The organism is Rhizobium sp. ARZ01, from assembly GCF_014851675.1.
Classification (GTDB): domain Bacteria; phylum Pseudomonadota; class Alphaproteobacteria; order Rhizobiales; family Rhizobiaceae; genus Mycoplana.
Window position 1 is genome coordinate 484,432 of the sequence record NZ_JACVAE010000002.1, and the last position, 23,837, is coordinate 508,268.

Genomic DNA, 23,837 nt, shown 5'->3' on the forward strand with positions numbered 1-23,837 from the left:
CCGTCCTGATCCAAGGGCTGGCGCATCTGCTGCGGGCTATGCCCCGTTTTGCCGCAGCATGCCACATCGAATTAATAATTCAATTCGATTTATTTATTGACAGCGCCTATCTTCGGTGTTTCCTTTGAGGACGGAAGCACGGCCGGCTGCGAGGCGCAGAAACGGCACCGGCATCCGAAATGCGCGAATGGCGCATACCGTTTTGTCCTTGGGAGGATTGCATGAAGAAAACCATTGTGAGCGCTGCTCTCGGCGCACTCGCGCTCGGCGTTGCCTTTGCTTCGCCGGCCGCCGCCGCTGATATCACCGCCTGCCTGATCACCAAGACCGACACCAATCCCTTCTTCGTCAAGATGAAGGAAGGTGCAACCGCCAAGGCCGCCGAGCTCGGTATGACGCTCAAGGCCTATGCCGGCAAGATCGACGGCGACCACGACAGCCAGGTGGCCGCGGTCGAATCCTGCATCGCCGATGGCGCCAAGGGCATCCTGATCGCCGCTTCCGACACCAAGGCGATCGTCGACCAGGTCAAGAAGGCACAGGCCGCCGGCCTGCTCGTCATCGCCCTCGACACCCCACTTGATCCGGCCACGGCCGCCGACGCGACGTTTGCGACCGACAACCTTCTCGCCGGCAAGCTGATCGGACAGTGGGCCGCCGCGACGCTCGGCGACAAGGCCAAGGACGCCAAGATCGGTTTCCTTGACCTGATCCCATCGCAGCCGACGGTCGACGTTCTGCGTGACCAGGGCTTCATGATCGGCTTTGGCATCGATCCGAAAGATCCGAACAAGATCGGCGACGAGGACGATCCGCGCATCGTCGGCCACGACGTGACCAACGGCAACGAGGAAGGCGGTCGGACCGCCATGGAAAACCTCCTGCAGAAGGATCCGGACATCAACGTGATCCACACCATCAACGAACCGGCCGCCGTCGGCGCTTATCAGGCGCTTAAGGCCGTCGGCAAGGAGAGCGACGTGCTGATTGTTTCGGTCGACGGCGGCTGCCCGGGCGTCAAGTCGGTTGCCGAAGGCGTGATCGGCGCCACCTCGCAGCAGTACCCTCTGATGATGGCGGCACTCGGCGTCGAGGCGATCAAGAAGTTCGCCGAGACCGGCGAAAAGCCGAAGCCGACCGAAGGCAAGGACTTCTTCGACACCGGCGTGGCGCTCGTGACCGGCAAGCCGGCACAAGGCGTGGAGTCGATCGACGTCAAGACCGGCACGGACAAGTGCTGGGGCTAAGAATAGCCTCGGCAACGTCAAATACGAGCGAAGGGCGGCCCGGCCGCCCTTCGCATACCGACGCTTTGACAAGACAATAAAACCGCGCAGCTTTCCAGGCATACCGGGTCTGGTCGCAGGCAGGTCGCGCGGAGCGCATTGCACGCCCCTTGAAGCGGGGCACGGAGGAAGGTTCATGGCCGAGCCCAACGCAGCCGCACAGCCATCGCAGGAATTCGAGAAAGTCCTGGTTCACAGCGCGATCGAGGTCGCTTCGTTCGACACCCACGACAAGACTGCGGTTCAGAAAATCCAGCATTTCCTGCATTCAACGCCCGCAGCGATACCATTTATCGTGCTCGTCGCGGCGATCATCATCTTCGGCATGGCGATCGGCGGAAAATTCTTCTCCTCCTATACACTGACGCTGATCCTGCAGCAGATCGCGATCGTCGGCATGCTGGGCGCCGCACAGACGCTGGTCATCCTGACGGCCGGCATTGATCTTTCGATCGGCGTCATCATGGTGTTCTCCGCCGTGATCATGGGCAACTTCGCCGTCACCTACGGCCTGCCGGCGCCGCTCGCCGTGCTGGCGGGCTTCGGCGTCGGCGGCCTGTGCGGCTTCGTCAACGGCTTTCTCGTCTCCCGGATCAAGCTGCCGCCCTTCATCGTCACGCTCGGCACCTGGTATGTCATCATGTCGACCAACTTCATCTACTCGGCGAACGCGACGATCCGCGAGGCCGATGTGACGGCTGTGACACCGCTGCTGCACGTTTTCGGCGTCAGCTTCAAGGTCGGCTCGGCTGTATTCACGCTCGGCGTGCTGACAATGGTGCTGCTTGTCTTCGGGCTCTGGTACGCTTTGAACCATACCGCCTGGGGCCGGCACCTCTATGCCGTAGGCGATGATGCCGAAGCGGCCAAGCTCTCCGGTATTCGTGTCGATCGCGTGTTGCTTAGCGCCTATACGCTGGCCGGCCTGATCGCAGCACTGGCCGCCTGGGTCTCCATCGGCCGCAACGGCTCGATCTCGCCGTCTGCCGCTGTCACCGACTACAATCTGCAGGCCATTACCGCAGCCGTGATCGGCGGCATCTCGCTGTTCGGCGGTCGCGGCTCGATCCTCGGCACGCTGATCGGCGCCATGATCGTGGGCGTGGTTTCGATGGGCCTCAACATGCTCGGCGCGGACCCGCAATGGAAGGTCTTCCTCACCGGCGTTCTCATCATCACGGCTGTCGCCGTCGACCAGTGGATCAGAAAGGTAGCAGGCTGATGGCCAAAGAACCGATCCTCACCGCACGCGGTCTCGTCAAGCGCTACGGCCGTGTCACCGCGCTCGACAATGCCGATTTCGACCTTTACCCCGGCGAGATCCTTGCCGTGATCGGCGACAACGGTGCGGGCAAGTCGACACTGATCAAGGCAATCTCGGGCGCCGTGACGCCCGACGAGGGCGAGATCCGGTTGGACGGCCAGCCCGTGCATTTCCACTCCCCGATCGAGGCCCGGCGCGCCGGCATCGAAACTGTGTATCAGAACCTCGCACTCTCTCCGGCGCTCTCGATCGCCGACAACATGTTCCTCGGCCGCGAGATCCGGAAGCCCGGCGTGCTCGGCGGCTGGTTCCGCAAGCTCGATCGCACGGCCATGGAAAAATTCGCCCGCAGCAAGCTGTCCGAGCTTGGCCTGATGACGATCCAGAACATCAACCAGGCGGTCGAAACGCTATCGGGCGGACAGCGTCAGGGCGTCGCGGTGGCGCGCGCCGCAGCCTTCGGCTCGAAGGTCGTTATCCTCGACGAGCCGACCGCCGCCCTCGGCGTGAAGGAAAGCCGCCGCGTGCTGGAACTGATCCTCGACGTGCGCTCGCGCGGGCTGCCGATCGTGCTGATCTCGCACAACATGCCGCATGTCTTCGAAGTGGCCGACCGCATCCACGTGCACCGGCTCGGCCGGCGACTGTGCGTCATCGATCCGAAGGAACACACCATGTCGGATGCGGTCGCCTTCATGACCGGCGCCAAGGAACCGCCCGTGGAAGCACTGGCCGCATGACTATGCCGATCGAGGACATCGCCGGCGAGATCGTGCGACGGGCCACCGATGCGAAGCGCGTCCTCATCGCCATCGCCGGCCCGCCCGGCGCCGGCAAGTCGACCATGGCGGACCAGTTGGCAGGTACCCTCAGAATGAGAGGAGAAGGCGCCGAAGTTCTGCCTATGGACGGTTTCCACATGGACAACGCCGTTCTGATCGCGCGTGGGCTCCTGGCACGCAAGGGCGTACCGGAGAGCTTCGACGTTCGCGGCTTCCTCGACATCATTCGCGCGGTTCGTGCGGCCGACCAGGAGGTCCTGGTCCCTGTGTTCGACCGGTCACGCGAAATCGCCATCGCCTCGGCGCGTGTTGTCTCGCCTGCGCATCGCTTCATCATCGTGGAGGGCAATTACCTGCTGCTGAACCAGGGCCAGTGGGCTGAGCTGGAGGGCCTGTTTGACTACTCCATCATGATCGCACCACCAATTGAAGTGCTGGAAGAAAGACTCTGGGCACGCTGGCGAGGCTACAAACTGAGCGAGGAAGCCGCGCACGCGAAGGTATACGGAAACGACCTGCCGAACGGACGCCTCATCCTCGAAAACCGACGCCCCGCCGACCTTACGTTGGAGCAGACCTGACAATACCCGCTCACATTGCGTTCGCGAGCGAATCGTTGCAGTTTTCGCGCGACACAACCTTGGTATTGTAATTTCTCAGTCATGGGGCCAGAGGGATCATGAATTTTCAGGAAGCAGTCTCGACCGTCTTTTCAAAGTATGCCGATTTCACCGGCCGTGCTGGCCGTGCCGAATTCTGGTGGTTTGCGCTTTTCAATCTCATCGCCTCGGTGATCCTCGGTCTCATCGACCAGGCAATTTTCGGCCAAGAGATCCTCGGCATCATCTTCGCGCTCGGCGTGCTGCTGCCAGGCATTGCCGTGGCTGCCCGGCGTCTGCACGATATCGGTCGGTCCGGCTGGTGGCTGCTAATCGGCCTCATTCCGCTGATCGGCTGGATCGTGCTGCTCTACTGGTATATCAGCGAAGGCACGCCCGGAGCCAACCAGTACGGGCCCCAGCCGGCCTAAGGCGGCAAAACGTTTGCCACAGGCCACGTCGGGGTGATAATGCGCGCGACATCCCCTTGCCGCGGAGTCAAAGCGCATGAAAACGATCACCATCCGCCGCCCCGACGACTGGCATCTGCACCTGCGTGACGGCGAGATGCTGAAAGGCGTGATCGCCGACACGAGCCGTCATTTTGCCCGCGCGATCATCATGCCGAACCTCGTCCCGCCGGTGGTCACGACGGCCGATGCGAGGGCCTACCGCGAACGGATCATGGCAGCAGTGCCCGCAGGCGACCGCTTCCAGCCGCTGATGACGCTGTACCTGACGGAGAACACCAGCCCCGACGACGTCGAAGCCGGCAAGGCAAGCGGCCTCGTCACGGCGGTAAAGCTCTATCCTGCGGGCGCGACGACGAATTCCCATGGCGGCGTGCGCGACATCGAAAAGGCGATGCCGGTGCTGGAACGCATGGCGAAGGTCGGCCTGCCGCTCTGCGTCCATGGCGAGGTGACGACGCCGGAAGTCGATATCTTCGACCGCGAGGCCGTCTTCATCGACACCGTGCTCGATCCGCTGCGCCGGCGCCTGCCGGACCTGAAGGTCACGATGGAACACGTGACGACGAAGGATGGTATCGACTATATCAAAGCGTCGAAGGCCAATCTTGCCGGCTCGATCACGACCCATCACCTGATCATCAACCGCAACGCCATCCTCGTCGGCGGCATCAAGCCGCACTATTATTGCCTGCCGGTCGCCAAGCGCGAACAGCACCGGCTGGCATTGCGCGCCGCGGCCGTCTCCGGTGATGCGCGCTTCTTCCTCGGCACCGATTCCGCCCCGCATGTGGACCCATTGAAGGAATGCGCCTGCGGCTGCGCCGGCATCTACACCTCGATCAACACCATGAGTTGCCTGGCGCACGTGTTCGAGGAAGAGAAGGCGCTCGACCGGCTGGAGGCCTTCGCGTCGATGAACGGGCCGGCCTGGTACGGCCTGCCCGCCAACGAGGAGACGATCCGGCTCGTGCGCCGCGAAACGCCCGTCGCCTTCCCGGCGAAGATCGAGACGGGCGCCGGTCCGGTGACGGTTTTCGACCCGATGTTTCCGCTCTATTGGGATGTGGAGACCTGACGATCTCAGATAAACGGGCGGGCCGTTTCCTTCAGGCCCTCCCATCCGGAAACCCTTAGCAGTTCGTCTGCCTCCAACACCTCACAGCCGCCGTCCTGCCATCTGATGAGCCGTCGTTCCGCAAGCCTGCGAAGTGTCTTGTTGGTGTGCACCAGCGACAGGCCGAGCGTGTCTGCCAGATGTTGCTGGGTGAGCGGAATGATTTTTTTCGCTCCGCCGCTACCGGCAACCGCATTTCCCCGCTGATGAATGTAGGAGAGGAGGTAGGCGGTCCGCTCAAGCGCGGAGCGTCGACCGATGCTCAAGAGATGTTCATCGAGGATTCGCTCTTCCCGCGCGGCAATCCACGTCAGGTCATAGGCGAGCGAGGCATGCCGCTCGAACAGGCTTTCCAGCTTGGAGCGCTCGAAGACGCAGAGCGTGATCGGCGTCAGCGCCTCAACGGAATGATCCAGTTCGCCCATCAACACACCCTGGAGACCGAGAAGATCACCGGGAAAGGCATAGTTCATGATCTGGCGTCGGCCATCTTCGAGCAACTTGTAGCGAAAGCCCAACCCGCTCAGAACGGTATAGATGTGCGGACTGTGCGTTCCCTCGACCAGGATCGTGGCGCCCCGCTCAACCGACAGCTCCCCGGCTTTGAAACGTGACACGAAGTCCAGTTCGTCTGCGGAAAACTCACGAAAGTGCTTGAGGGCGCGCAAAGGGCATTTCGCGCAAGGGGTATGCCATTTGCCTGCCACCGCATCGGGCATTCGTCGTCCTCCAAAAAGAAGCGCGAGAATGGGGCTTGCGTCTCCTACCTCCCGGCTGCAACGGTGAAAACAACGCAACCGACGTGATGCAGTTCCCGAATTCCGGCCGACTATGTCTTATTTAAATGACGGCTCGGGTTACGGACGCGAAGATGCTTTCGGCGCGGCGGATTGTCCGCATCGGGCCTGTCTTCGCCCCAGAGTGTCATCGAATGAACACGTCCGAACCGAGAATAGCTGTCATCGAGGAAGAATTCCTGATCGCGCTCGACGCCGAATTCTTGATCGGCCAGACGCTGCACGGTCGCGTCCACACCGTTCGGCCCGATCAGTTTGCGCGTTGGACCGACAGTGACCTCTCGGCCATCGATCTGTGCCTGATCGACGTGCCGATGCAGGCGGAGCAGGCGGCCGCCACGGCCCGACGACTTGTGCGCCTGGGCACGCCATTCATCTTCACCACCGTGTCGGAAGTATACCGGCATGGTGTCGAGGGGTTTAATGGCACCCCTGTCTTGATGAAGCCTTATGACGGCGAGATCCTGTTCGCCGTCGTGACCACGATGCTGCGCAGCGAGGAAAGCCCTCAGAACTGGCGACCGATCCGGGCGTCGACCGACTGGCCGTTGGCGCCACGAACGGCAAAGTAGAGCATGATTGCCGCCCAGAGAATGGACTTCTCCGCCCCCATGAACCCTTCGGCCTTGACGATCCAGTGGAAGTAGATGGTTACAGCGAGGACGATCATCGAGGCGAACGCAGCCGGGCGTGTGAACAACCCGATCGCAACCAGGATGCCGCCGAAGAACTCGGTCGCCGCCAGCAGTGGCGACCAGACCACGCCCGGATAGAAGCCGAGGTTCTCCACCATGCCGGCCGCCCCGAAGGGATTGAGGATCTTGCCATAGCCGTGAACGGCAAAGAGCGCGCCGGCAAGAAAGCGCAGCAGCGTCTCTGCGCTTTCGCTGAAGGAGGAGTAGACAGGGCCGAGGAAAGGCAGGAGCAGCCGAGGCTGTCGGGATGTGATATCGCTCATGGGAATCCAGTCAGGAAATGTTGCATCGTGCACCGTTTCGGGGCTGGCCTATTCCGACGCAAGCCTGGTTGCGATAAAACCTAATGAATTCAGTTGACATATTCGTGAGCCGAGCGGCAGGTCTCAGAAGAGCTGAAAACGGGTGCGCCAGGCTTACGCACGGCGGAGCGAACGACATGAACGGGCAGAAGCCGCGCATCTCCATTCTCTACTGCACGCAGTGCAACTGGCTTTTGCGCGCCGGCTGGATGGCTCAGGAACTCTTGCAGACTTTTGGCGACGCCTTGCGAGAAGTCGCACTTCTTCCGGGCACCGGCGGGAACTTCGAAATCCGGGTCAACGATGAGCTCATCTGGGAGCGCAAGCGCGACGGCGGCTTTCCGGGACCGAAGGAACTGAAGCAACGCGTGCGCGACGTCATCGAGCCGGATCGCGATCTCGGCCACGTCGATCGAACCTGAGGCCCAGGCGCCTGCGGGTTCAGCGGTACGGCGAATAGCAGAGGCGGTATACGCCACCGCCGGCATGATATCGGTCCGTTGACGGATTGTAGGTGCGGTAGCGGTTCAGGCACCAGCTCACATGCGGGCTGTAACCGCTGTAGGTTGGCGCAGTGTAGTAAGGGCTGTCGTAGGGGCTACGATAGGTTCCGTAGGGCGGGTAATACGGCCGGTTGTAGGGGCCATTGTAATAGGGTCTGTAGTAAGGCCTGTAGGCCGGCCAGTAGTACGATCGATAGTATGGACGGTAGATCGGATTGTAGTAGGGGCGATAGTAGGGACTGTAGAGCGGCGCAAAATTCGAGCAGCTATAAGCATTGCAGATGACGCGGGCAGCAACAACATCTGAGCCCATGCCGTGATCCGGAACCGCTGGCGGCAGGGCGCTGGCGGAGAGCGGGATAAGGACGCCGACAAGGCTCGTGGCGCCGGCGAGAACGAGACTGCGAAACCTGGACATTGCGATCCTCTTTGCGTTTCTGGAGAACGAATTTGCTCTGCGTCCCTTTTTCGTTCGACACTTCGCGTGCCGATCCATTCCCGCGCCTCGATCCGAAGGCTGCCCGGTGTCTTGCGTCTCGGAAGGAGAGGACAAGACGGAGAAAATCGGGCATGAGATGCGGGTGACATCAGGATACTACAACTCGGAGCACGGCATGAGTCTGAAATTCGGCACCAGCGGACTGCGCGGTCTTTCAAGCGATCTCGAAGGCCCGCCGGCCGCACTCTATGCTACTGCCTTCGCCGGGCACCTTCTCCAATCCGGCCTGGCACGAGCGGGCGACGCGATCCTGGTCGGCCGCGACTTCCGGCCGTCGAGCCCGGCAATCGCCGCGATCGTCATCGGTGCGCTGCGGCAGGTAGGGTTTGAACCGTTCGATTGCGGCACGATCCCCACGCCCGCGCTTGCGCTCCTCGGCCTGAAGCGCCGTGCCGCCAGCTTGATGATCACCGGCTCGCATATTCCGGCCGATCGCAACGGCATCAAGTTCTACCGGCCGGACGGCGAGATCGGCAAAGCCGACGAAGCAGCGATCATGGCGATCGCCGAATCGATATCGGCCGCCGGCGCCATTGAGGCCTCGCCCGCTGCCGCTGGCGACGCTTCACACGAAGCCGAGGCATTGTTCCTCGAGCGCTACGCCGGTCTCCTGCCGTCCGGCACACTCAAGGGATTACGGATCGGCGTCTATCAGCACAGCACGGTTGCCCGCGATCTTTTCGTGACGCTTCTCACCAGCCTTGGAGCCGAGTGCGTCGCGCTCGGGCGCTCGGACATTTTCATTCCGGTCGACACGGAAGCGGTTTCCGCCGACACGATCGATCAGTTGCGCCGCTGGGTATACGAGCATCGGCTCGACGCCATTGTTTCTGCGGATGGCGACGGCGACCGTCCACTGGTCGCCGACGAGGCCGGTATCCCGCTGCGCGGCGACCTGCTCGGCCTGATCGCGGCGAATTTTCTCGGTGCCGACGTTGTGGCCACGCCGGTCACCTCCAATTCGGGCATCGAGGCCGCCGGCCGTTTCAAGGTGCTGCGAACGCGGGTGGGCTCGCCCTTCGTGATCGCGGCCATGGAAGAGGCGGTGGCGAACGGCGCCAAGGCAGTCGTCGGGTTCGAGGCAAACGGCGGCACACTCACGGCCACGCCGTGTACCGTTAACGGCAAGGTTCTTGCCGCTCTTCCGACCCGCGACAGCTTCCTGCCTGCGCTTGCCGTCCTTGCGCTTGCCGCCGAGCGCGGAGAACCGCTGTCGGCGGTCGCCTCCTCGTTCCATCTCCCGGTCGCCGCCGCCGACCGTCTGGAAAACTATCCGATCGAGACGAGCGCACCCCTGATGACCATGCTGCGCTCCGGCCCGGGGGCCGTCGCGGCATTCCTGGCGCCAATCGGCATTCCGGCACGCATCAGCGATATCGACGGGCTGCGGGTGACGCTGGCGGACAAGAGAATCATCCACTTCCGCCCCTCCGGCAACGCCCCGGAAATGCGTTGCTATGTCGAGGCAGCCACGGACGATGCGGCGCAGACCCTGCTCCACCAAGGCCTGACCCTGATCCGAGACTGGGCCGCGCGCTAGAAATGAGCGATTTGCACATGTCATTGCAAAAACTTCAAAAAGCCCGTTGACACCGACGGGCTATCCCCGTACATCCGCCTCCGTCGCCCAGATGGCGGAATTGGTAGACGCGCCAGCTTCAGGTGCTGGTACTCGCAAGGGTGTGGAGGTTCGAGTCCTCTTCTGGGCACCATTCCTACTCCGAAGGCGCTTCGTAGCGTTCCATATCGGATTGAAAAACCCCGGCTTTCCGGGGTTTTTTCGTTTCCGGATTTTAGCTTTAGATGAGAAACTGCCCCTAGTTCTCCAGTCCACTCCTTCATTGTTGGGCTTGCGTCCCCGGCCCGCTTGAGGCCTCTCCGTACCGGCGCAGATAACGTTCTACGATTGCTTGTACCTCTGATGGCGTACGACTGAAACCGAGAATAGGAATGTCGATAGTCGACCAGGCCAAGCCAACATTAAACCGCGCTATTGCGGCAACTAGTTCCTTATCACTGCCTTGCTTCAACTGAACCCGCAGCGCTTTTCCCCATGGGCTTGGCCGCAACAAAACCACTGCCACCTTCTCGATTGACGACCAAGGAATGCGCTTCCGCAACATTTGATGGTCAATTCCATCAGATGATATGGTTACCACAGGCTTTCTATAATTTAGCCGTCCAATATAATAGGCTAGCAGCCCAAAGGACGGAACAAGGACGATCAGGAAAACTATCGCTACTTCAGCAGAAGTTCGTTTGCTGACTATCTCTCCAGAGGCAACCAGTCCAAAATAGACAATTGTAAACAACCAGACGATCGCGAAAACGATCGCTTGCCAAGGCCTGTACCAACAATCCAAACGAGGTATATAAGCGCCTTGCATTCTCAGCCAGCATTACCTTTTTGACGCCTAAGCAATAATGAGTATAGTAGATACTTGCAAGTGCAACTAGTCTCTTGACTTCTGCAAGACCTTGGTAGACTCCAGATATGTTCTACAAAAAGCTCTCCGCTGCCCATCGGTTATGTGGCTAATGCGCGCCCCCTTGGCACCCCCGTCCAGCCCTTGGAAACTCCCTGCCAGTTTCGGCTGTCGATTCCATTGCGACGCTGTCCGGCGTAGCCCTCTGGTTCCGCCTCGGGTCCCGCCGGTATCCCGGCAACGAGAGGACCAGCAAGTGGGGGGCCTTCAGCTTTTGGGCGGCGGCTGCCGCCTCCTCAGCTTTCGAGCCCGTAGGGTACGACGCGCCTTACATGGTGATCCACCTGCAGGCGGCGCTTGAAGGGCGGGACGGCGCGGCTGGCGCAGTTTGAACGCTCACAAATGCGGCATGAAATGCCGATCGGATCGAAGGCTTCGGCGTTGTCCAGATCGAGATTGTCGGCATAGACGAAGGCACGGGCGTAGGAGATCTCGCAACCGAGCGCCAGCGCATATTCCGGGCGGGCAACCCGGAAACCGCCGCTTCCCTTCGAGGCATGGGTCGCCAGACAGAGATAGCGCACGCCGTCCGGCGTCTCGGCGAGTTGGCGCAGAATGCGGCCCGGGCGCTCGAAGGCTTCGTGCGCGTTCCAGAGGGGACAGGCCGCACCGAAACGGGCGAACTGAAACCGTGCCGCACTGTGGCGCTTGGTGATGTTGCCGGCCCGGTCGATGCGGGCGAAGAAGATCGGGACTCCCTTGCGGCCGGGCCGCTGCAGCGTGCTCAGGCGGTGACAGACCTGTTCGATCGAGGCGCCGAAACGAGCGGCCAGAAGCTCAAGATCATGCCGCAATTCCTGCGCTGCAGCCAAAAATGCACCATAAGGCAGGAGCAGCGCCCCAGCGAAATAGTTCTGCAGACCCATGCGGCAGATTTCCAGCGCCTCCTCGGAACGGAAGCCTGCCCCTTGCGCCACAGCGTCGATCTCGCCCGCCGCCTGTAATTGGGCGATCTGCAGTGCCAGCTGAAAATCGCGTGTGGAGGCGGCGGCATATGGATTGATGGTCAGAATGCGGGCGTCGGGATCGTAGCGGCGAATGGCATCGTCACCGGCCGCGCCGCGGGCAACATGTACGCCAAACCTCTTCTTGAGATGTTCCGCCAGCACCGACTGGTTGTCGCCCCTGCCGATGCCAAGTTCGCCCGCCAGCGCTTCAGCCATCACGTCGATCTCATGAATGTAGTTGTCGACGAAATGAAAGAAGTCACGCACTTCCTCATACGGCGTCGTCTCGGCCGGTCCACCGGCACGCCCAAGCGTTGCGTCAAAGCTCGCAAGGCGTTCCGAGTTGCGGCGATAGGCCTGGTGACAGGCGATCAGCGCGTGCGCCAGACCCGGAGCATTCTGGGTGACGAGCTTCAGCTCCTGCAGGCTCGGCGAGTAGGTCTCGAACAATGGATCGGTCAAAGCCTCGGACAGCGCCGACAGCAGCCGGTCGTTCTCACCGACCGAGAGTTCGGAAATGTCGAGACGGAACTTGTCGGCGAGCGCCAGCAAAACGGCAGCGGAGACCGGACGCTGGTTGTTCTCAATCTGGTTGAGGTAGCTGGTGGAGATGCCGATGCGTTCGGCGAACTGGCTCTGCGTCGTATTGCTGGCCAGCCGCAGATCGCGCACCTTGCGTCCTATGAAGAGTTTTCCGATCGCCATATTTGCAACTTCGCAATTTCAGTTTTGCTTTTTTATATTTCTGCCTTTGCACATCTTCAACTGTTTTCAAGCGTAAAAGATCGGCATAATGGCGCCCGATACAGGTCCAAGGGAGTAAAAATGCGCCCCATACTCGAACAGTTGCAAGCCCGTCGCGACGAAGCCTATCTCGGCGGTGGTCAGAAGCGGATCGACGCACAGCATGGCAAGGGCAAACTGACGGCGCGCGAACGCCTCGAAGTGCTGCTCGATCCGGGCTCGTTCGAAGAATATGACATGTATGTCACCCACCGCGCGGTCGATTTCGGCATGGCCGAGCAGAAGATCGCCGGCGACGGTGTCGTGACCGGCTGGGGCACGATCAACGGCCGGCAGGTCTATGTGTTCAGCCAGGATTTCACCGTGCTCGGCGGCTCGCTGTCCGAAACGCACGCGCAGAAAATCTGCAAGATCATGGACATGGCTGTGCGTAACGGCGCGCCGGTGATCGGGCTGAACGATTCTGGCGGCGCGCGCATCCAGGAGGGGGTCGCCTCGCTCGCAGGATACGCGGAAGTGTTCCGCCGCAACGCGGAGGCGTCCGGCGTCATCCCGCAGATCTCCATCATCATGGGTCCCTGCGCCGGCGGTGCCGTCTATTCGCCTGCCATGACCGATTTCATCTTCATGGTGCGTGACTCGTCCTACATGTTCGTCACCGGCCCGGACGTGGTGAAGACGGTAACGAACGAGATCGTCACCGCCGAAGAACTCGGCGGCGCCGGCACGCACACGAAGAAGTCGTCGGTCGCCGATGCTGCCTATGAAAACGACATCGAGACGCTGGAGCATGTACGGCTGCTCTTCGACTTCCTACCGCTCAACAACCGCGAGAAGCCGCCGGTGCGTCCGTTCCACGACGATCCGGCACGGCTGGAGGCGCGGCTCGATTCGCTGATCCCGGATAGTTCCAATAAGCCCTACGACATGAAGGAGCTGATCCACGCGATCGCCGACGAGGGCGACTTCTTCGAGCTTCAGGAGAATTTCGCCAAGAACATCGTCACCGGCTATATCCGACTCGAGGGCCAGACGGTTGGCGTCGTCGCCAACCAGCCGATGGTGCTGGCCGGCTGCCTCGACATCGATTCGTCCCGCAAGGCCGCCAAGTTCGTCCGCTTCTGCGATGCCTTCAACATTCCGCTCCTGACGCTCGTCGACGTGCCGGGCTTCCTGCCGGGCACGGCGCAGGAATATGGCGGTGTCATCAAGCACGGCGCCAAGCTGCTGTTCGCCTACAGCCAGGCGACCGTGCCGATGGTGACGCTGATCACCCGCAAGGCCTATGGCGGCGCCTATGACGTCATGGCGTCGAAGCATATCGGCGCCGACGTCAACTATGCCTGGCCGACAGCAGAAATCGCCGTGATGGGCGCCAAGGGCGCCACAGAGATCCTCTATCGCTCTGAGCTCGGCAATCCGGAAAAGATCGCCGCCCGCACGGCCGAATACGAAGAGCGCTTCGCCAATCCCTTCGTCGCCGCCGAACGCGGCTTCATCGACGAGGTGATCATGCCGCACTCCTCACGCAAGCGCATTGCCCGGGCATTTGCGGCCCTGCGCAACAAGCAGGTCGATACCCGCTGGCGCAAGCACGACACTATACCGTTGTAAGGGAAGATCAGGATCGATGGCCAACCTTCCCGACATGACGAAGCATCGTGGCTTCCCTTCCGGCATGCCGGGTACGGGTGTCCAGTTCACCATCCGCCGTGCCAATCCGAAAGGCGTGACGCCGGTCAAGGCGCTGCCCCGCCGCGCCCGGCCGGGCTCGGCCGAGCACAAGATCGATGCAGCGTTCCTGCATGCGCTCTGGCACCATTTCGGACCGGAACCTTTCGAGCGTGGCAATCTCGATGCCGCCCGGCTCAACCTGCTCTTTGGCCGCGAGGTGCTGGCCGCGGAAAAGGATTTCGACCCGACCTCCTACGAGGCATTGCTGGTAATTGACGAGAAGGTGGCCCGTACCTCCTTCCCAGAGTCGTTTGAAGACGTGATGGAGATCTAGCCTTGGCGATCAACAAAATCCTCATTGCCAATCGTGGCGAAATCGCTTGCCGCGTCATCAAGACCGCCAAGAAGCTCGGCATCGCGACCGTCGCCGTCTATTCGGATGCCGACCGCGACGCGCTGCATGTGCAGATGGCCGACGAGGCGGTGCATATCGGACCGGCGCCGTCCAACCAGTCCTACATCGTCATCGACAGGATCATCGACGCGATCCGCCAAACAGGCGCTGATGCCGTGCATCCCGGCTACGGCTTCCTATCGGAAAACGCCGCCTTTGCCGAAGCCCTGGAGAAGGAAGGCGTTGCCTTCATCGGCCCGCCGGTCGTCGCGATCCAGGCGATGGGCGACAAGATCACCTCCAAGAAGATCGCAGCCGAAGCCGGCGTCAACACGGTGCCCGGCCACATGGGGCTGATCGAGGATGCCGACGAGGCGGTGGCGATCGCGTCGAAGATCGGCTATCCGGTGATGATTAAGGCGTCCGCCGGCGGCGGCGGCAAGGGCATGCGGATTGCCTGGAACGACCAGGAGGCGCGCGAGGGCTTCCAGTCCTCGAAGAACGAGGCCAAGAGTTCGTTCGGTGACGACCGCATCTTCATCGAAAAATTCGTCACCCAGCCGCGCCACATCGAGATCCAGGTGCTCGGCGACAAGCACGGCACCACGCTCTATCTCGGTGAGCGCGAATGCTCGATCCAGCGGCGAAACCAGAAGGTGGTCGAGGAAGCCCCCTCACCCTTCCTTGACGAGACGACAAGGCGGGCCATGGGCGAGCAGGCGGTCGCGCTTGCCAAGGCTGTCGGCTACCACTCGGCCGGCACCGTAGAGTTCATCGTCGACGGCAGCCGCAACTTCTACTTCCTCGAGATGAACACGCGCCTGCAGGTCGAGCATCCGGTGACCGAACTGATCACCGGCATCGACCTCGTAGAGCAGATGATCCGGGTTGCCGCCGGCGAGAAGCTTTCCTTCGGCCAGAAGGACGTGAAGCTCACAGGCTGGGCGATCGAAAGCCGGCTTTATGCCGAGGATCCCTACCGCAATTTCCTGCCCTCGATCGGCCGACTGACACGCTACCGCCCGCCGGCGGAGGGACAGCACGAAGACGGCACGATGGTGCGCAACGATACCGGCGTCTACGAGGGCGGCGAGATCTCGATGTACTACGACCCGATGGTCGCGAAGCTTTGCACCTGGGGTTCAGACCGCGCAGCCGCGATCGAGGCAATGGGCCGGGCGCTGGATGATTTCGAGGTCGAAGGCATCGGCCATAACCTCCCCTTCCTTTCGGCCGTGATGCTCAACAAGCGTTTTCGCGAAGGGCATCTGACAACCGCCTTCATCGCCGAGGAATTTCCGGACGGCTTCCACGGCGTGGAGCCGGACGCAGCGTCTGCACGGAAGATTGCCGCCGTGGCAGCGCTGATCAACGACCGGCTGCAGCGCCGCGCGACGAAGATTTCCGGCACGATCGGCAACCATCGTCGCCGCATCGGCGCGGACTGGGTCGTCGCTCTGGGGCATGACACTGTCGATGTGACTCTGGCGCAGGAAGGTGACGCCTCGCGTATCACCTTTGCGGACGGCGAGACCGTCGCAATCCGCAGTGACTGGCTGCCCGGCCAGACGCATGCAACCTTCTTCATCAATGATGCGCCGATGGGCGTGAAGGTCAACAAGATCGGCCATGCGCTGCGGTTGCGCTGGCATGGCATCGATGTGGTCGCCCGCGTACGCGAGCCGCGGGTTGCCGAACTTGCAGCACTGATGCCCGTCAAACTGCCGCCGGACACCTCGAAGATGCTGCTCTGCCCGATGCCGGGCCTGATCACAGCGATCGCGGTTTCGGAAGGCGACACGGTCGAGGCCGGGCAGGCGCTGGCAACGGTCGAGGCGATGAAGATGGAAAACATCCTGCGCGCCGAGAAGAAGGCGGTGGTCAAGCGGGTGCCGGTCTCGGTCGGTGCCAGCCTCGCCGTCGACGAGATCATCATGGAGTTCGAATAGCGCGAGCCTCATGCCCGCCTCGCGGTGGTAGGATAGCGCGAACCGGAATACGACATCGCTCGCCGGCGAAAGACCCGCCGGCGAACGGATACCAACGAGACGACAGGACAGCGACGATGACGACCAAGACCTTCCCGGAAAGCTGGACCAAGCTCGCCGAACGCGAACTGAGGGCCTCGCCCGAGACGCTGACCTGGCACACACCTGAGGGCATCGACGTCAAACCGCTCTACACGGCCGAAGACCTCAAAGGCATCGACCATCTCACCTCAATTCCGGGCGAGGCGCCCTTCGTGCGCGGTCCGCGCGCCACCATGTATGCCGGCCGTCCCTGGACGATCCGCCAATATGCCGGCTTCTCGACAGCCGAGGCGTCGAACGCGTTCTACCGCAAGAATCTCGCGGCCGGGCAGAAGGGGCTGTCGGTCGCCTTCGACCTTGCCACCCACCGCGGCTACGACAGCGATCATCCACGCGTCCTAGGCGACGTCGGCAAAGCCGGTGTCGCAATCGATTCCGTCGAGGACATGAAAATCTTGTTCGACGGCATCCCGCTGAATGAGATGTCCGTCTCCATGACGATGAACGGCGCGGTGATCCCGATCCTTGCCAGTTTCATCGTCGCCGGCGAGGAACAGGGCGTTTCCCGCGCCGAGCTGTCCGGGACCATCCAGAACGACATCCTCAAGGAGTTCATGGTCCGCAACACCTACATCTACCCGCCCGAACCCTCGATGCGGATCGTTGCCGACATCATCGAGTACACGGCGAGGGAGATGCCGAAGTTCAACTCGATCTCGATTTCCGGCTACCACATGCAGGAGGCCGGCGCGACGCTGGTGCAGGAACTGGCGTTCACGCTCGCCGATGGGCGCGAATACGTGCGCGCGGCACTTGCCAAGGGGCTGAATGTCGACGACTTCGCCGGCCGTCTCTCCTTCTTCTTCGCCATCGGCATGAACTTCTTCATGGAAGCGGCAAAGCTGCGCGCCGCGCGCCTGCTCTGGACCCGCATCATGCAGGAGTTCGAGCCGAAGAAGGCCTCGTCGCTGATGCTGCGCACCCACTGCCAGACTTCGGGCGTATCGTTGCAGGAGCAGGATCCCTACAACAACATCATCCGCACCGCCTTTGAGGCAATGTCGGCAGCCCTCGGCGGCACGCAGTCGCTGCACACCAACTCCTTCGACGAGGCGATCGCGCTGCCGACGGAGTTTTCCGCCCGCATCGCCCGCAACACCCAGCTGATCCTGCAGCACGAAACGGGCGTGACCAAGGTCGTCGATCCGCTCGCCGGCTCCTACTATGTCGAAAGCCTGACCGACGATCTGGCCAAGCAGGCCTGGGCGCTGATCGAGGAGGTGGAAAAGCTCGGCGGCATGACGAAGGCCGTGAACGACGGCTTGCCGAAGCGGATGATCGAGGAGGCAGCGGCCCGGCGTCAGGCGGCGGTCGACAAGGGCGACGAGGTGATCGTCGGCGTCAACAAGTACCGGCTGGAAAACGAGCAGCCGATCGACATTCTCGAAATCGACAACAGCGCGGTGCGCGCCGCCCAGATCAAGCGGATCGAGGAAACGAAGCGCCGGCGCGACAGCGCCAAAGTGCGCGCGGCCCTCGAGGCACTGGCCGAGGTCGCCCGCAGCGGCACGGGCAATCTCCTCGCGGCTGCCGTCGAGGCGGCACGCGCCCGCGCCACCGTCGGCGAAATCTCCGATGCGATGCGCGAGGCTTTCGGCGATCACGCTGCAACGCCGAAGGTGATCAAGGATGTCTACGGCGAGGCCTATCGTGACGAACCGGAGCTTGCCGTTCTGAGATCTCGGATGGATGGCGTGTCCAGCAAGCTCGGGCGCAAGCCGAAGATCATGGTCGCCAAGCTCGGCCAGGACGGCCACGACCGCGGCGCCAAGGTGATCGCCTCGGCCTTCGGCGACATCGGCTTCGACGTTCTGGCCGGCCCGCTGTTCCAGACGCCGGAGGAGGCGGTGGAATTGGCGCTTGGCGAAAAGGTCAACGTCATCGGCGTTTCTTCACTGGCCGCCGGCCACAAGACGCTGCTGCCGCAGCTCATCGAGGATCTGAAGAAGAAGGGCGGCGGCGACGTGATCGTCGTCTGCGGCGGCGTCATCCCGCGGCAGGATTACGATTTCCTGCATGACCACGGCGTCGCCGCCGTCTTCGGCCCCGGCACCAACGTCATCGAGGCAGCGAATTCCGTGCTAGACCTTCTGGAAGGCCGCCGGCGCAACATTTGAGGCACGAGCAGGCTGAAAAAACGTGTAGGCGCCGCCTCACGCAGTGTGATCGGCCGATTGATCAGCAGGGCCAGGCCGCACGGCCAACCTTTTCAGCCGGCCTGACCTGATAAGAGGTTAGCTGGCGTTACGCCCACTCAGTCTTCCGTCATCCCGGCCTTGAGCCGGGATCCAGCCGAGCCGCGTCTGCGGCGAGAATAGCTTACTTGCGCGCGCTGGATGCCGGATCGGGGTCCGGCATGACGGAACGATTTGGGTGTCCCTCCAATTCATGCGCCTTACGAAGATGTTCTACGGCACCTGCAGGCGGCTCAGCCGGCCTTGACGTATTCGACCTTGCGGGCGAGCCAGCAACCGACCGTCAGGCCGCAAACCTCGCCGGCCACATCCCTCCGCACCAGAATGGTCCAGTCGCCGGGCGCCGGCGCATCCATGGAGCGGCGGCAGGAGAGGCGCCAGACGTCCCTGCCGACCGGATGGATCGGCTGCATCGCGCCTTTGCCGAGGAAACCTTCGAAGGCGCCATAACACGCGCCGCCGGCCGAGACGATCTCGAACGACGCTTCGAGCTCCTCCGACACGAAGCGGCCGGCAATGTCGTCGCGATTTCCGGCAGGAATACGATGGGCGGTCACGCGCAGGTTTTCGCCGGGCCGCTCCATGCGGATGGCATCGCCGTCGCGCGTTAGTGTCATGGAAGACGAGCGGGCGATGCCGTCGGCATCCACGGCAAGGTCCTCGGACGACGTGGCGAAATGCACCTTCAGCCCCGCGGGCGTCGTTGTGATTCGCAGGCTGAGGCCGGACGAGGGCTCCAGGTAGTTGCCGTTCCACTCGGGCGTGGGCGCGTTTTTCACGGCCGGCGCATCGGCCCGCCCGAGCGCGGCACGCAGGATGGCAGTCGCCGTTCCATGCGCATCGCCCTCGTGGTTGAACATGACGACGACCGAGAGGCGTTCGGAGGCCGCGTGCAGCCTGCGGGCGCGGAAACCGCGCAGGGCGCCGCCGTGGCCGGTCAGGGCGATCTCGTCCACGGTTTCACGGGCAAGGCCGAAGCCGTAGCGCGAGGGCGTGCCGTCGGCGAAAGGTTGGGGTGCGGAGATGCGATTGTAGAGGCCATCAGGATCATCGCGCGTGCGGTCGATGAAGCGCTCCCAAGCGAGCATGTCGTCCAGCGAAGCGGCGATGCCGGCATCACCCGACCAGAAGATACGGTTGGCGGCGGGGAAATAGCCGACCGTCTCGTTGCCCTCGTAGCCGACGACGCCGTTGAGCGGCGCGGACGTATCAGAGGCGAGGACAGCGGTTTCCATGCCGGCCGGGCCGAACAGGCGGTCACGATAGACTTCGGCCAGCGGCTTGCCGGCAGCGCCCTCGATCAGGTCGGAGAGGATACGGAAGTTGCCGTTGGAATAGGAATAGTGGCTGCCCGGCTCGAAATGGGTCTTGCGCATGCGAGCGAACAACCGCGCGGTATCCTCCCGGGAAAACACGCCATCGGCCATCGCACCGTGCAGCACCGTCAGCGCCCAGTAGTCGCGCAGGCCCGACTGGTTGTTGCACAGGTCCGCCACCGTCGGCCGCCGGTCTTCGAGGTTCGGCAAGTGGCGCGCGAGCGGCGCATCCAGCCTTGCCGGATCGCCGACGACATCGAGCAGTGCCGCGCAGGTGAACTGCTTGGTGATCGAGCAGATCGGGATGAGCGTGACTTCGGTCATCGGCACCCGCTTGTCGAGATCGGCAAAGCCCCATGCATGGCGCAGGATCACTTCGCCATTCTTGACGAGGCCGACAACGCCGCCGGGACCTTTGATGCGCTCAGGGAGGGAATGGACCGCAGCTTCCAGCGCGGCGAGATCGATATCGGACATGGGGAACTTCGAAAGAATGGATTAAGAGGAAACGGCCGGGACCCGGCCGCAGGCGACTCCTACCGCGCAAGGTCCGTGGAGGCAACGCCTCCGTGCGGCGTCCGGGCCGCGGCGTCAGGCAATCTTCCGCCTTGCCAGCGCCGGGACCGGCGATGCAGTATTCCGCCGAACATCAAATTGGGAATCGGCCAATTGGCGAGCGACGAGCGGACAAAAATGGCGGCCTGCGAGTGGTATTGCTGCCGCGATCCAGAACTGGACACCCTGCGCTGGAGCGCGCGTGCGGCAATTCACCAGCACAACACTATGGATCCCGCCGACCGGGGGAACCTGGCGCCGGAGTTGCGCGCGATCCTGGCATATGCCGCGCCCGACGCCTTCATCGAGGCACCGTTCCACTGTGCATATGGGATCAACATCTCGCTTGCGGCCGGTGTCTACCTCAACGCCGGCTGCACGATCCTCGACAGCGGCCGCGTCACGATCGGCGCCGGTACGATGCTGGGGCCGGGTGTGCAGATCTATTGCGCGGAGCATCACAAGGACGTCGAACTGCGGCGCCTTGGCCTCGAGATCGCAAGGCCGGTCGCTATCGGAGCGGATGTGTGGATTGGCGGCGGCGCTATCATTCTCGGCGGGGTGATGATAGGCGACGGCGCCATCATCGGTGCGGGGGCGGTCGTCACAAGGAGCGTACCTGCCGGGGCAACGGTCGTCGGGAACCCGGCGCGACCGATCGGCCGGCATAGACCTCCAGCAAAACGCGGCGAAGAGGGAATATGAGCATAGACTTGCATGCGATCGAAGTCCGCCCGGCCCAGCTCGAGGATGTGCCCACGCTCTGCGCCTTCTTCAACGAGCTCATTCGCATCGGCGGCACAACCGCGCACGAGACACCGTTCACCCTTGAGCGCTTCAGCACACATTTCCTGGACGGCCCCGCCTGCGTCAACTGTTTCGTCGCTCTCGACGCAGGCGGAAGGCCTTGTGCATTCCAAGGGCTGGAACGGCACGACGGCCTCCCCGCGGAGTGGGTCGATATCGGCACTTTTGCCCGTCCGGAAAACAAGGTCTCCGGTGCAGGGACTGCTCTTTTCACGGCAAGCCGTGTGCTGGCGCGCGAGAAGGGCTTCCTTGCGATCAACGCCACCATCCGCGCCGACAATGTCGGCGGGTTGGCCTACTACAGCAAGATGGGCTTTACCGACTACAAGGTCGACAAGGCCGCGCCGCTCAAGGACGGCCGACTGGTGGACCGCATATCGAAGCGCTACCTGCTCTGAGCAAGGCCTCAGAAAGGGAAAGGGGGCCGCAGCCCCCTTTTTTATCGTCGGTGCCGGCGACCTATTCGTCGCCCATCTTCAGAGCGGCAATAAACGCTTCCTGCGGGATCTCGACCTTGCCGAACTGGCGCATGCGCTTCTTGCCTTCCTTCTGCTTTTCCAGCAGCTTGCGCTTGCGGGTGGCGTCGCCGCCATAGCACTTGGCCGTCACGTCCTTGCGCAGCGCACGCACCGTCTCGCGGGCGATGACCTTGCCACCGATCGCGGCCTGAATCGGGATCTGGAACATATGCGGCGGGATCAGGTCCTTCAGCTTTTCGCACATGGTGCGGCCGCGCCGGTCTGCTGCCGAGCGGTGCACGAGCATGGACAGCGCATCGACCGGCTCGGCGTTGACGAGGATCGACAACTTGACGAGATCGCTCTCGCGATAGTCCGCCAGGTTGTAATCGAACGAAGCGTAGCCCTTCGAGATCGACTTCAGCCGGTCGTAGAAATCGAAGACGACTTCGTTGAGCGGCAGTTCATACGTCAGCATCGCGCGGCTGCCGACATAGGTCAGTTCCGTCTGGATGCCGCGCCTGTCCTGGCAGAGCTTTAGGATGCCGCCGAGATAGTCGTCCGGCGTCAGGATCGTCGCCTTGATCCAAGGCTCGCGGAATTCCTCGATCTTCACCACGTCCGGCATGTCGGCCGGGTTGTGCAGCTCCTTTTCGGTGCCGTCGGTCATGGTGAGCTGATAGACGACCGAGGGGGCCGTCGCGATCAGGTCGAGGTCGAACTCGCGGCTGAGACGCTCCTGGATGATTTCGAGGTGCAAGAGGCCGAGGAAGCCACAGCGGAAGCCGAAGCCAAGCGCTGCCGAGCTTTCCATTTCGAAAGAGAACGAAGCGTCGTTCAGGCGCAGCTTGCCCATCGCCGAGCGCAATTCCTCGAAGTCGGCCGCATCGACCGGGAAGAGTCCGCAGAAAACCACCGGCTGCGCCGGCTTGAAACCCGGCAGCGCCGACGCGGTCGGGCGCTTGTCCTCGGTGATCGTGTCGCCGACGCGGGTGTCGGCCACTTCCTTGATGGAAGCGGTGATGAAGCCGATCTCGCCGGGGCCGAGTGAATCCATCGCCACCATCTTCGGCGTCAGCACGCCGACGCGCTCGATCGAATACTTCGCGCCGGTACCCATCATGCGGATGGTCTGGCCCTTGGTCAGCCGCCCCTCGATGACGCGCACGAGCACCATGACGCCAAGATAGGTGTCGTACCAGCTGTCGACCAGCAGCGCCTTCAGCGGCGCGGTCTCGCCGCCCGGGCTCTTCGGCGCCGGCAGCTTATGGACAATGGCTTCGAGCACGTCGGGAATGCCGAGACCGGTCTTGGCCGAGATCAAGACAGCGTCGGAGGCGTCGATGCCGATCACTTCCTCGATCTGCTCCTTGATCCGGTCGGGTTCGGCCGCCGGCAGGTCGATCTTGTTGAGGACCGTGACCAGCTCGTGGTTGTTGTCGATCGCCTGGTAGACGTTGGCGAGCGTCTGGGCCTCGACACCCTGCGACGCGTCGACGACGAGCAGCGAGCCTTCGCAGGCCGACAGCGAGCGCGAAACTTCGTAGGCAAAGTCGACGTGGCCGGGCGTGTCGATCAGATTGAGGATATAGGTCTCGCCGTTGTTCGCCTTGTAGTGCAGGCGAACAGTCTGGGCCTTGATGGTGATGCCGCGCTCGCGCTCGATCTCCATGTTGTCGAGCACCTGCTCGGACATCTCGCGATCGGCAAGGCCGCCTGTCGACTGGATCAGCCGGTCGGCCAGCGTCGACTTGCCGTGGTCGATGTGGGCCACGATCGAGAAGTTGCGGATATGGTCCAGGGGCGTCGAAGAATTGGTGCTCATTGGCGCCATATAGCAGCGGCTTCAACGCCCGC

21 protein-coding genes and 1 tRNA gene are annotated in these 23,837 nt (G+C 62.5%); 16 read left to right on the plus strand and 6 right to left on the minus strand.

Going from position 1 to position 23,837, the window contains the following annotated elements:
* Positions 1–221 precede the first annotated feature (221 nt).
* From IB238_RS16460 to pyrC, 6 genes are all read left to right on the plus strand, one after another.
* Positions 222–1,247 (plus strand): sugar ABC transporter substrate-binding protein, encoded by a 1,026-nt coding sequence (locus tag IB238_RS16460; protein ID WP_192249114.1) that lies wholly within the window; start codon positions 222–224, stop codon positions 1,245–1,247.
* A gap of 175 nt (positions 1,248–1,422) precedes the next feature.
* Positions 1,423–2,508, plus strand: coding sequence for an ABC transporter permease (locus tag IB238_RS16465; RefSeq protein WP_192249116.1), 1,086 nt, complete (start codon positions 1,423–1,425; stop codon positions 2,506–2,508).
* The gene (locus tag IB238_RS16470) at positions 2,508–3,290 is read left to right on the plus strand and encodes an ATP-binding cassette domain-containing protein (RefSeq protein WP_192249119.1); all 783 of its coding nucleotides are present in this window, start codon (positions 2,508–2,510) and stop codon (positions 3,288–3,290) included. Before IB238_RS16465 ends, IB238_RS16470 begins: the two co-directional genes overlap by 1 nt.
* Positions 3,287–3,913: a nucleoside triphosphate hydrolase gene (locus IB238_RS16475; RefSeq protein WP_192249122.1), complete on the plus strand. Its 627-nt coding sequence runs from the start codon at positions 3,287–3,289 to the stop codon at positions 3,911–3,913. Before IB238_RS16470 ends, IB238_RS16475 begins: the two co-directional genes overlap by 4 nt.
* Before the next feature lie 98 nt (positions 3,914–4,011).
* On the plus strand, positions 4,012–4,362 hold the full coding sequence (locus IB238_RS16480) for a DUF805 domain-containing protein (protein WP_192249125.1): 351 nt from the start codon (positions 4,012–4,014) through the stop codon (positions 4,360–4,362).
* Between the two features lie 76 nt (positions 4,363–4,438).
* Entirely contained in the window at positions 4,439–5,479 is a 1,041-nt protein-coding gene (pyrC, locus tag IB238_RS16485) for a dihydroorotase (protein ID WP_192249128.1), read from the plus strand.
* 5 nt (positions 5,480–5,484) lie between these two features.
* Here the strand turns inward: pyrC and IB238_RS16490 are convergent, their stop codons facing one another.
* Entirely contained in the window at positions 5,485–6,237 is a 753-nt protein-coding gene (locus IB238_RS16490; RefSeq protein ID WP_192249131.1) for a Crp/Fnr family transcriptional regulator, read from the minus strand.
* A 212-nt stretch (positions 6,238–6,449) separates the two neighbouring features.
* Here IB238_RS16490 and IB238_RS16495 point away from each other — a divergent pair, with 212 nt between their 5' ends.
* Positions 6,450–6,887, plus strand: coding sequence for a hypothetical protein (locus IB238_RS16495; protein WP_192249134.1), 438 nt, complete (start codon positions 6,450–6,452; stop codon positions 6,885–6,887).
* Here IB238_RS16495 and IB238_RS16500 read toward each other — a convergent pair.
* On the minus strand, positions 6,824–7,273 hold the full coding sequence (locus IB238_RS16500) for a DoxX family protein (RefSeq protein WP_192249137.1): 450 nt from the start codon (positions 7,271–7,273) through the stop codon (positions 6,824–6,826). The genes IB238_RS16495 and IB238_RS16500 overlap by 64 nt on opposite strands.
* A gap of 176 nt (positions 7,274–7,449) precedes the next feature.
* Here IB238_RS16500 and IB238_RS16505 point away from each other — a divergent pair, with 176 nt between their 5' ends.
* A complete protein-coding gene (locus IB238_RS16505; protein WP_192249140.1) occupies positions 7,450–7,734 on the plus strand; it encodes a SelT/SelW/SelH family protein in 285 nt (94 codons plus the stop codon).
* A gap of 19 nt (positions 7,735–7,753) precedes the next feature.
* Here IB238_RS16505 and IB238_RS24620 read toward each other — a convergent pair whose 3' ends face one another.
* Entirely contained in the window at positions 7,754–8,233 is a 480-nt protein-coding gene (locus IB238_RS24620) for a BA14K family protein (protein WP_246723685.1), read from the minus strand.
* 196 nt (positions 8,234–8,429) lie between these two features.
* On the opposite strand from IB238_RS24620, the gene IB238_RS16515 reads away from it, so the two are divergent.
* Complete coding sequence (locus IB238_RS16515) at positions 8,430–9,854, plus strand: phosphomannomutase (protein WP_192249143.1); 1,425 nt, start codon at positions 8,430–8,432, stop codon at positions 9,852–9,854.
* A gap of 85 nt (positions 9,855–9,939) precedes the next feature.
* Positions 9,940–10,026: transfer RNA gene (locus tag IB238_RS16520), tRNA-Leu, on the plus strand.
* 1,010 nt (positions 10,027–11,036) lie between these two features.
* Here the strand turns inward: IB238_RS16520 and IB238_RS16525 are convergent.
* Positions 11,037–12,452, minus strand: a complete 1,416-nt coding sequence (locus tag IB238_RS16525) for an XRE family transcriptional regulator (RefSeq protein ID WP_192249146.1) — start codon at positions 12,450–12,452, stop codon at positions 11,037–11,039.
* Positions 12,453–12,572: 120 nt separating this feature from the next.
* Between IB238_RS16525 and IB238_RS16530 the strand changes: the two genes are divergently transcribed.
* From IB238_RS16530 to scpA, 4 genes are all read left to right on the plus strand, one after another.
* Positions 12,573–14,105, plus strand: coding sequence for an acyl-CoA carboxylase subunit beta (locus tag IB238_RS16530; protein ID WP_192249149.1), 1,533 nt, complete (start codon positions 12,573–12,575; stop codon positions 14,103–14,105).
* A gap of 16 nt (positions 14,106–14,121) precedes the next feature.
* Positions 14,122–14,499, plus strand: a complete 378-nt coding sequence (locus IB238_RS16535) for a hypothetical protein (protein WP_192249152.1) — start codon at positions 14,122–14,124, stop codon at positions 14,497–14,499.
* A 2-nt stretch (positions 14,500–14,501) separates the two neighbouring features.
* Positions 14,502–16,508: an acetyl/propionyl/methylcrotonyl-CoA carboxylase subunit alpha gene (locus IB238_RS16540; protein ID WP_192249155.1), complete on the plus strand. Its 2,007-nt coding sequence runs from the start codon at positions 14,502–14,504 to the stop codon at positions 16,506–16,508.
* A gap of 116 nt (positions 16,509–16,624) precedes the next feature.
* Complete coding sequence (gene scpA / locus IB238_RS16545; protein ID WP_192249157.1) at positions 16,625–18,766, plus strand: methylmalonyl-CoA mutase; 2,142 nt, start codon at positions 16,625–16,627, stop codon at positions 18,764–18,766.
* Positions 18,767–19,077: 311 nt separating this feature from the next.
* Here the strand turns inward: scpA and IB238_RS16550 are convergent, their stop codons facing one another.
* Positions 19,078–20,637, minus strand: a complete 1,560-nt coding sequence (locus IB238_RS16550; RefSeq protein ID WP_192249159.1) for a D-aminopeptidase — start codon at positions 20,635–20,637, stop codon at positions 19,078–19,080.
* A 192-nt stretch (positions 20,638–20,829) separates the two neighbouring features.
* Between IB238_RS16550 and IB238_RS16555 the strand changes: the two genes are divergently transcribed.
* The gene (locus tag IB238_RS16555) at positions 20,830–21,420 is read left to right on the plus strand and encodes a sugar O-acetyltransferase (RefSeq protein WP_246723686.1); all 591 of its coding nucleotides are present in this window, start codon (positions 20,830–20,832) and stop codon (positions 21,418–21,420) included.
* Positions 21,417–21,920: a GNAT family N-acetyltransferase gene (locus IB238_RS16560; RefSeq protein WP_192249161.1), complete on the plus strand. Its 504-nt coding sequence runs from the start codon at positions 21,417–21,419 to the stop codon at positions 21,918–21,920. The genes IB238_RS16555 and IB238_RS16560 overlap by 4 nt, the downstream gene beginning before the upstream one ends.
* Positions 21,921–21,981: 61 nt before the next feature.
* Here IB238_RS16560 and lepA read toward each other — a convergent pair whose 3' ends face one another.
* Positions 21,982–23,814, minus strand: a complete 1,833-nt coding sequence (lepA, locus tag IB238_RS16565) for a translation elongation factor 4 (protein ID WP_192249163.1) — start codon at positions 23,812–23,814, stop codon at positions 21,982–21,984.
* Positions 23,815–23,837: the final 23 nt, after the last annotated feature.

Excerpts from the sequence above, each read along its gene's own strand:
- IB238_RS16475 (WP_192249122.1), top strand. The coding sequence starts at position 3,287 with ATGACTATGCCGATCGAGGACATCGCCGGCGAGATCGTGCGACGGGCC.
- scpA (WP_192249157.1), top strand. The coding sequence starts at position 16,625 with ATGACGACCAAGACCTTCCCGGAAAGCTGGACCAAGCTCGCCGAACGC.
- IB238_RS16560 (WP_192249161.1), top strand. The coding sequence starts at position 21,417 with ATGAGCATAGACTTGCATGCGATCGAAGTCCGCCCGGCCCAGCTCGAG.
- IB238_RS16515 (WP_192249143.1), top strand. The coding sequence starts at position 8,430 with ATGAGTCTGAAATTCGGCACCAGCGGACTGCGCGGTCTTTCAAGCGAT.
- IB238_RS16550 (WP_192249159.1), bottom strand. The coding sequence starts at position 20,637 with ATGTCCGATATCGATCTCGCCGCGCTGGAAGCTGCGGTCCATTCCCTC.
- IB238_RS16505 (WP_192249140.1), top strand. The coding sequence starts at position 7,450 with ATGAACGGGCAGAAGCCGCGCATCTCCATTCTCTACTGCACGCAGTGC.
- IB238_RS16535 (WP_192249152.1), top strand. The coding sequence starts at position 14,122 with ATGGCCAACCTTCCCGACATGACGAAGCATCGTGGCTTCCCTTCCGGC.
- IB238_RS16465 (WP_192249116.1), top strand. The coding sequence starts at position 1,423 with ATGGCCGAGCCCAACGCAGCCGCACAGCCATCGCAGGAATTCGAGAAA.
- lepA (WP_192249163.1), bottom strand. The coding sequence starts at position 23,814 with ATGGCGCCAATGAGCACCAATTCTTCGACGCCCCTGGACCATATCCGC.
- IB238_RS16525 (WP_192249146.1), bottom strand. The coding sequence starts at position 12,452 with ATGGCGATCGGAAAACTCTTCATAGGACGCAAGGTGCGCGATCTGCGG.
- pyrC (WP_192249128.1), top strand. The coding sequence starts at position 4,439 with ATGAAAACGATCACCATCCGCCGCCCCGACGACTGGCATCTGCACCTG.
- IB238_RS16460 (WP_192249114.1), top strand. The coding sequence starts at position 222 with ATGAAGAAAACCATTGTGAGCGCTGCTCTCGGCGCACTCGCGCTCGGC.
- IB238_RS16480 (WP_192249125.1), top strand. The coding sequence starts at position 4,012 with ATGAATTTTCAGGAAGCAGTCTCGACCGTCTTTTCAAAGTATGCCGAT.
- IB238_RS24620 (WP_246723685.1), bottom strand. The coding sequence starts at position 8,233 with ATGTCCAGGTTTCGCAGTCTCGTTCTCGCCGGCGCCACGAGCCTTGTC.
- IB238_RS16495 (WP_192249134.1), top strand. The coding sequence starts at position 6,450 with ATGAACACGTCCGAACCGAGAATAGCTGTCATCGAGGAAGAATTCCTG.
- IB238_RS16530 (WP_192249149.1), top strand. The coding sequence starts at position 12,573 with ATGCGCCCCATACTCGAACAGTTGCAAGCCCGTCGCGACGAAGCCTAT.
- IB238_RS16470 (WP_192249119.1), top strand. The coding sequence starts at position 2,508 with ATGGCCAAAGAACCGATCCTCACCGCACGCGGTCTCGTCAAGCGCTAC.
- IB238_RS16490 (WP_192249131.1), bottom strand. The coding sequence starts at position 6,237 with ATGCCCGATGCGGTGGCAGGCAAATGGCATACCCCTTGCGCGAAATGC.
- IB238_RS16500 (WP_192249137.1), bottom strand. The coding sequence starts at position 7,273 with ATGAGCGATATCACATCCCGACAGCCTCGGCTGCTCCTGCCTTTCCTC.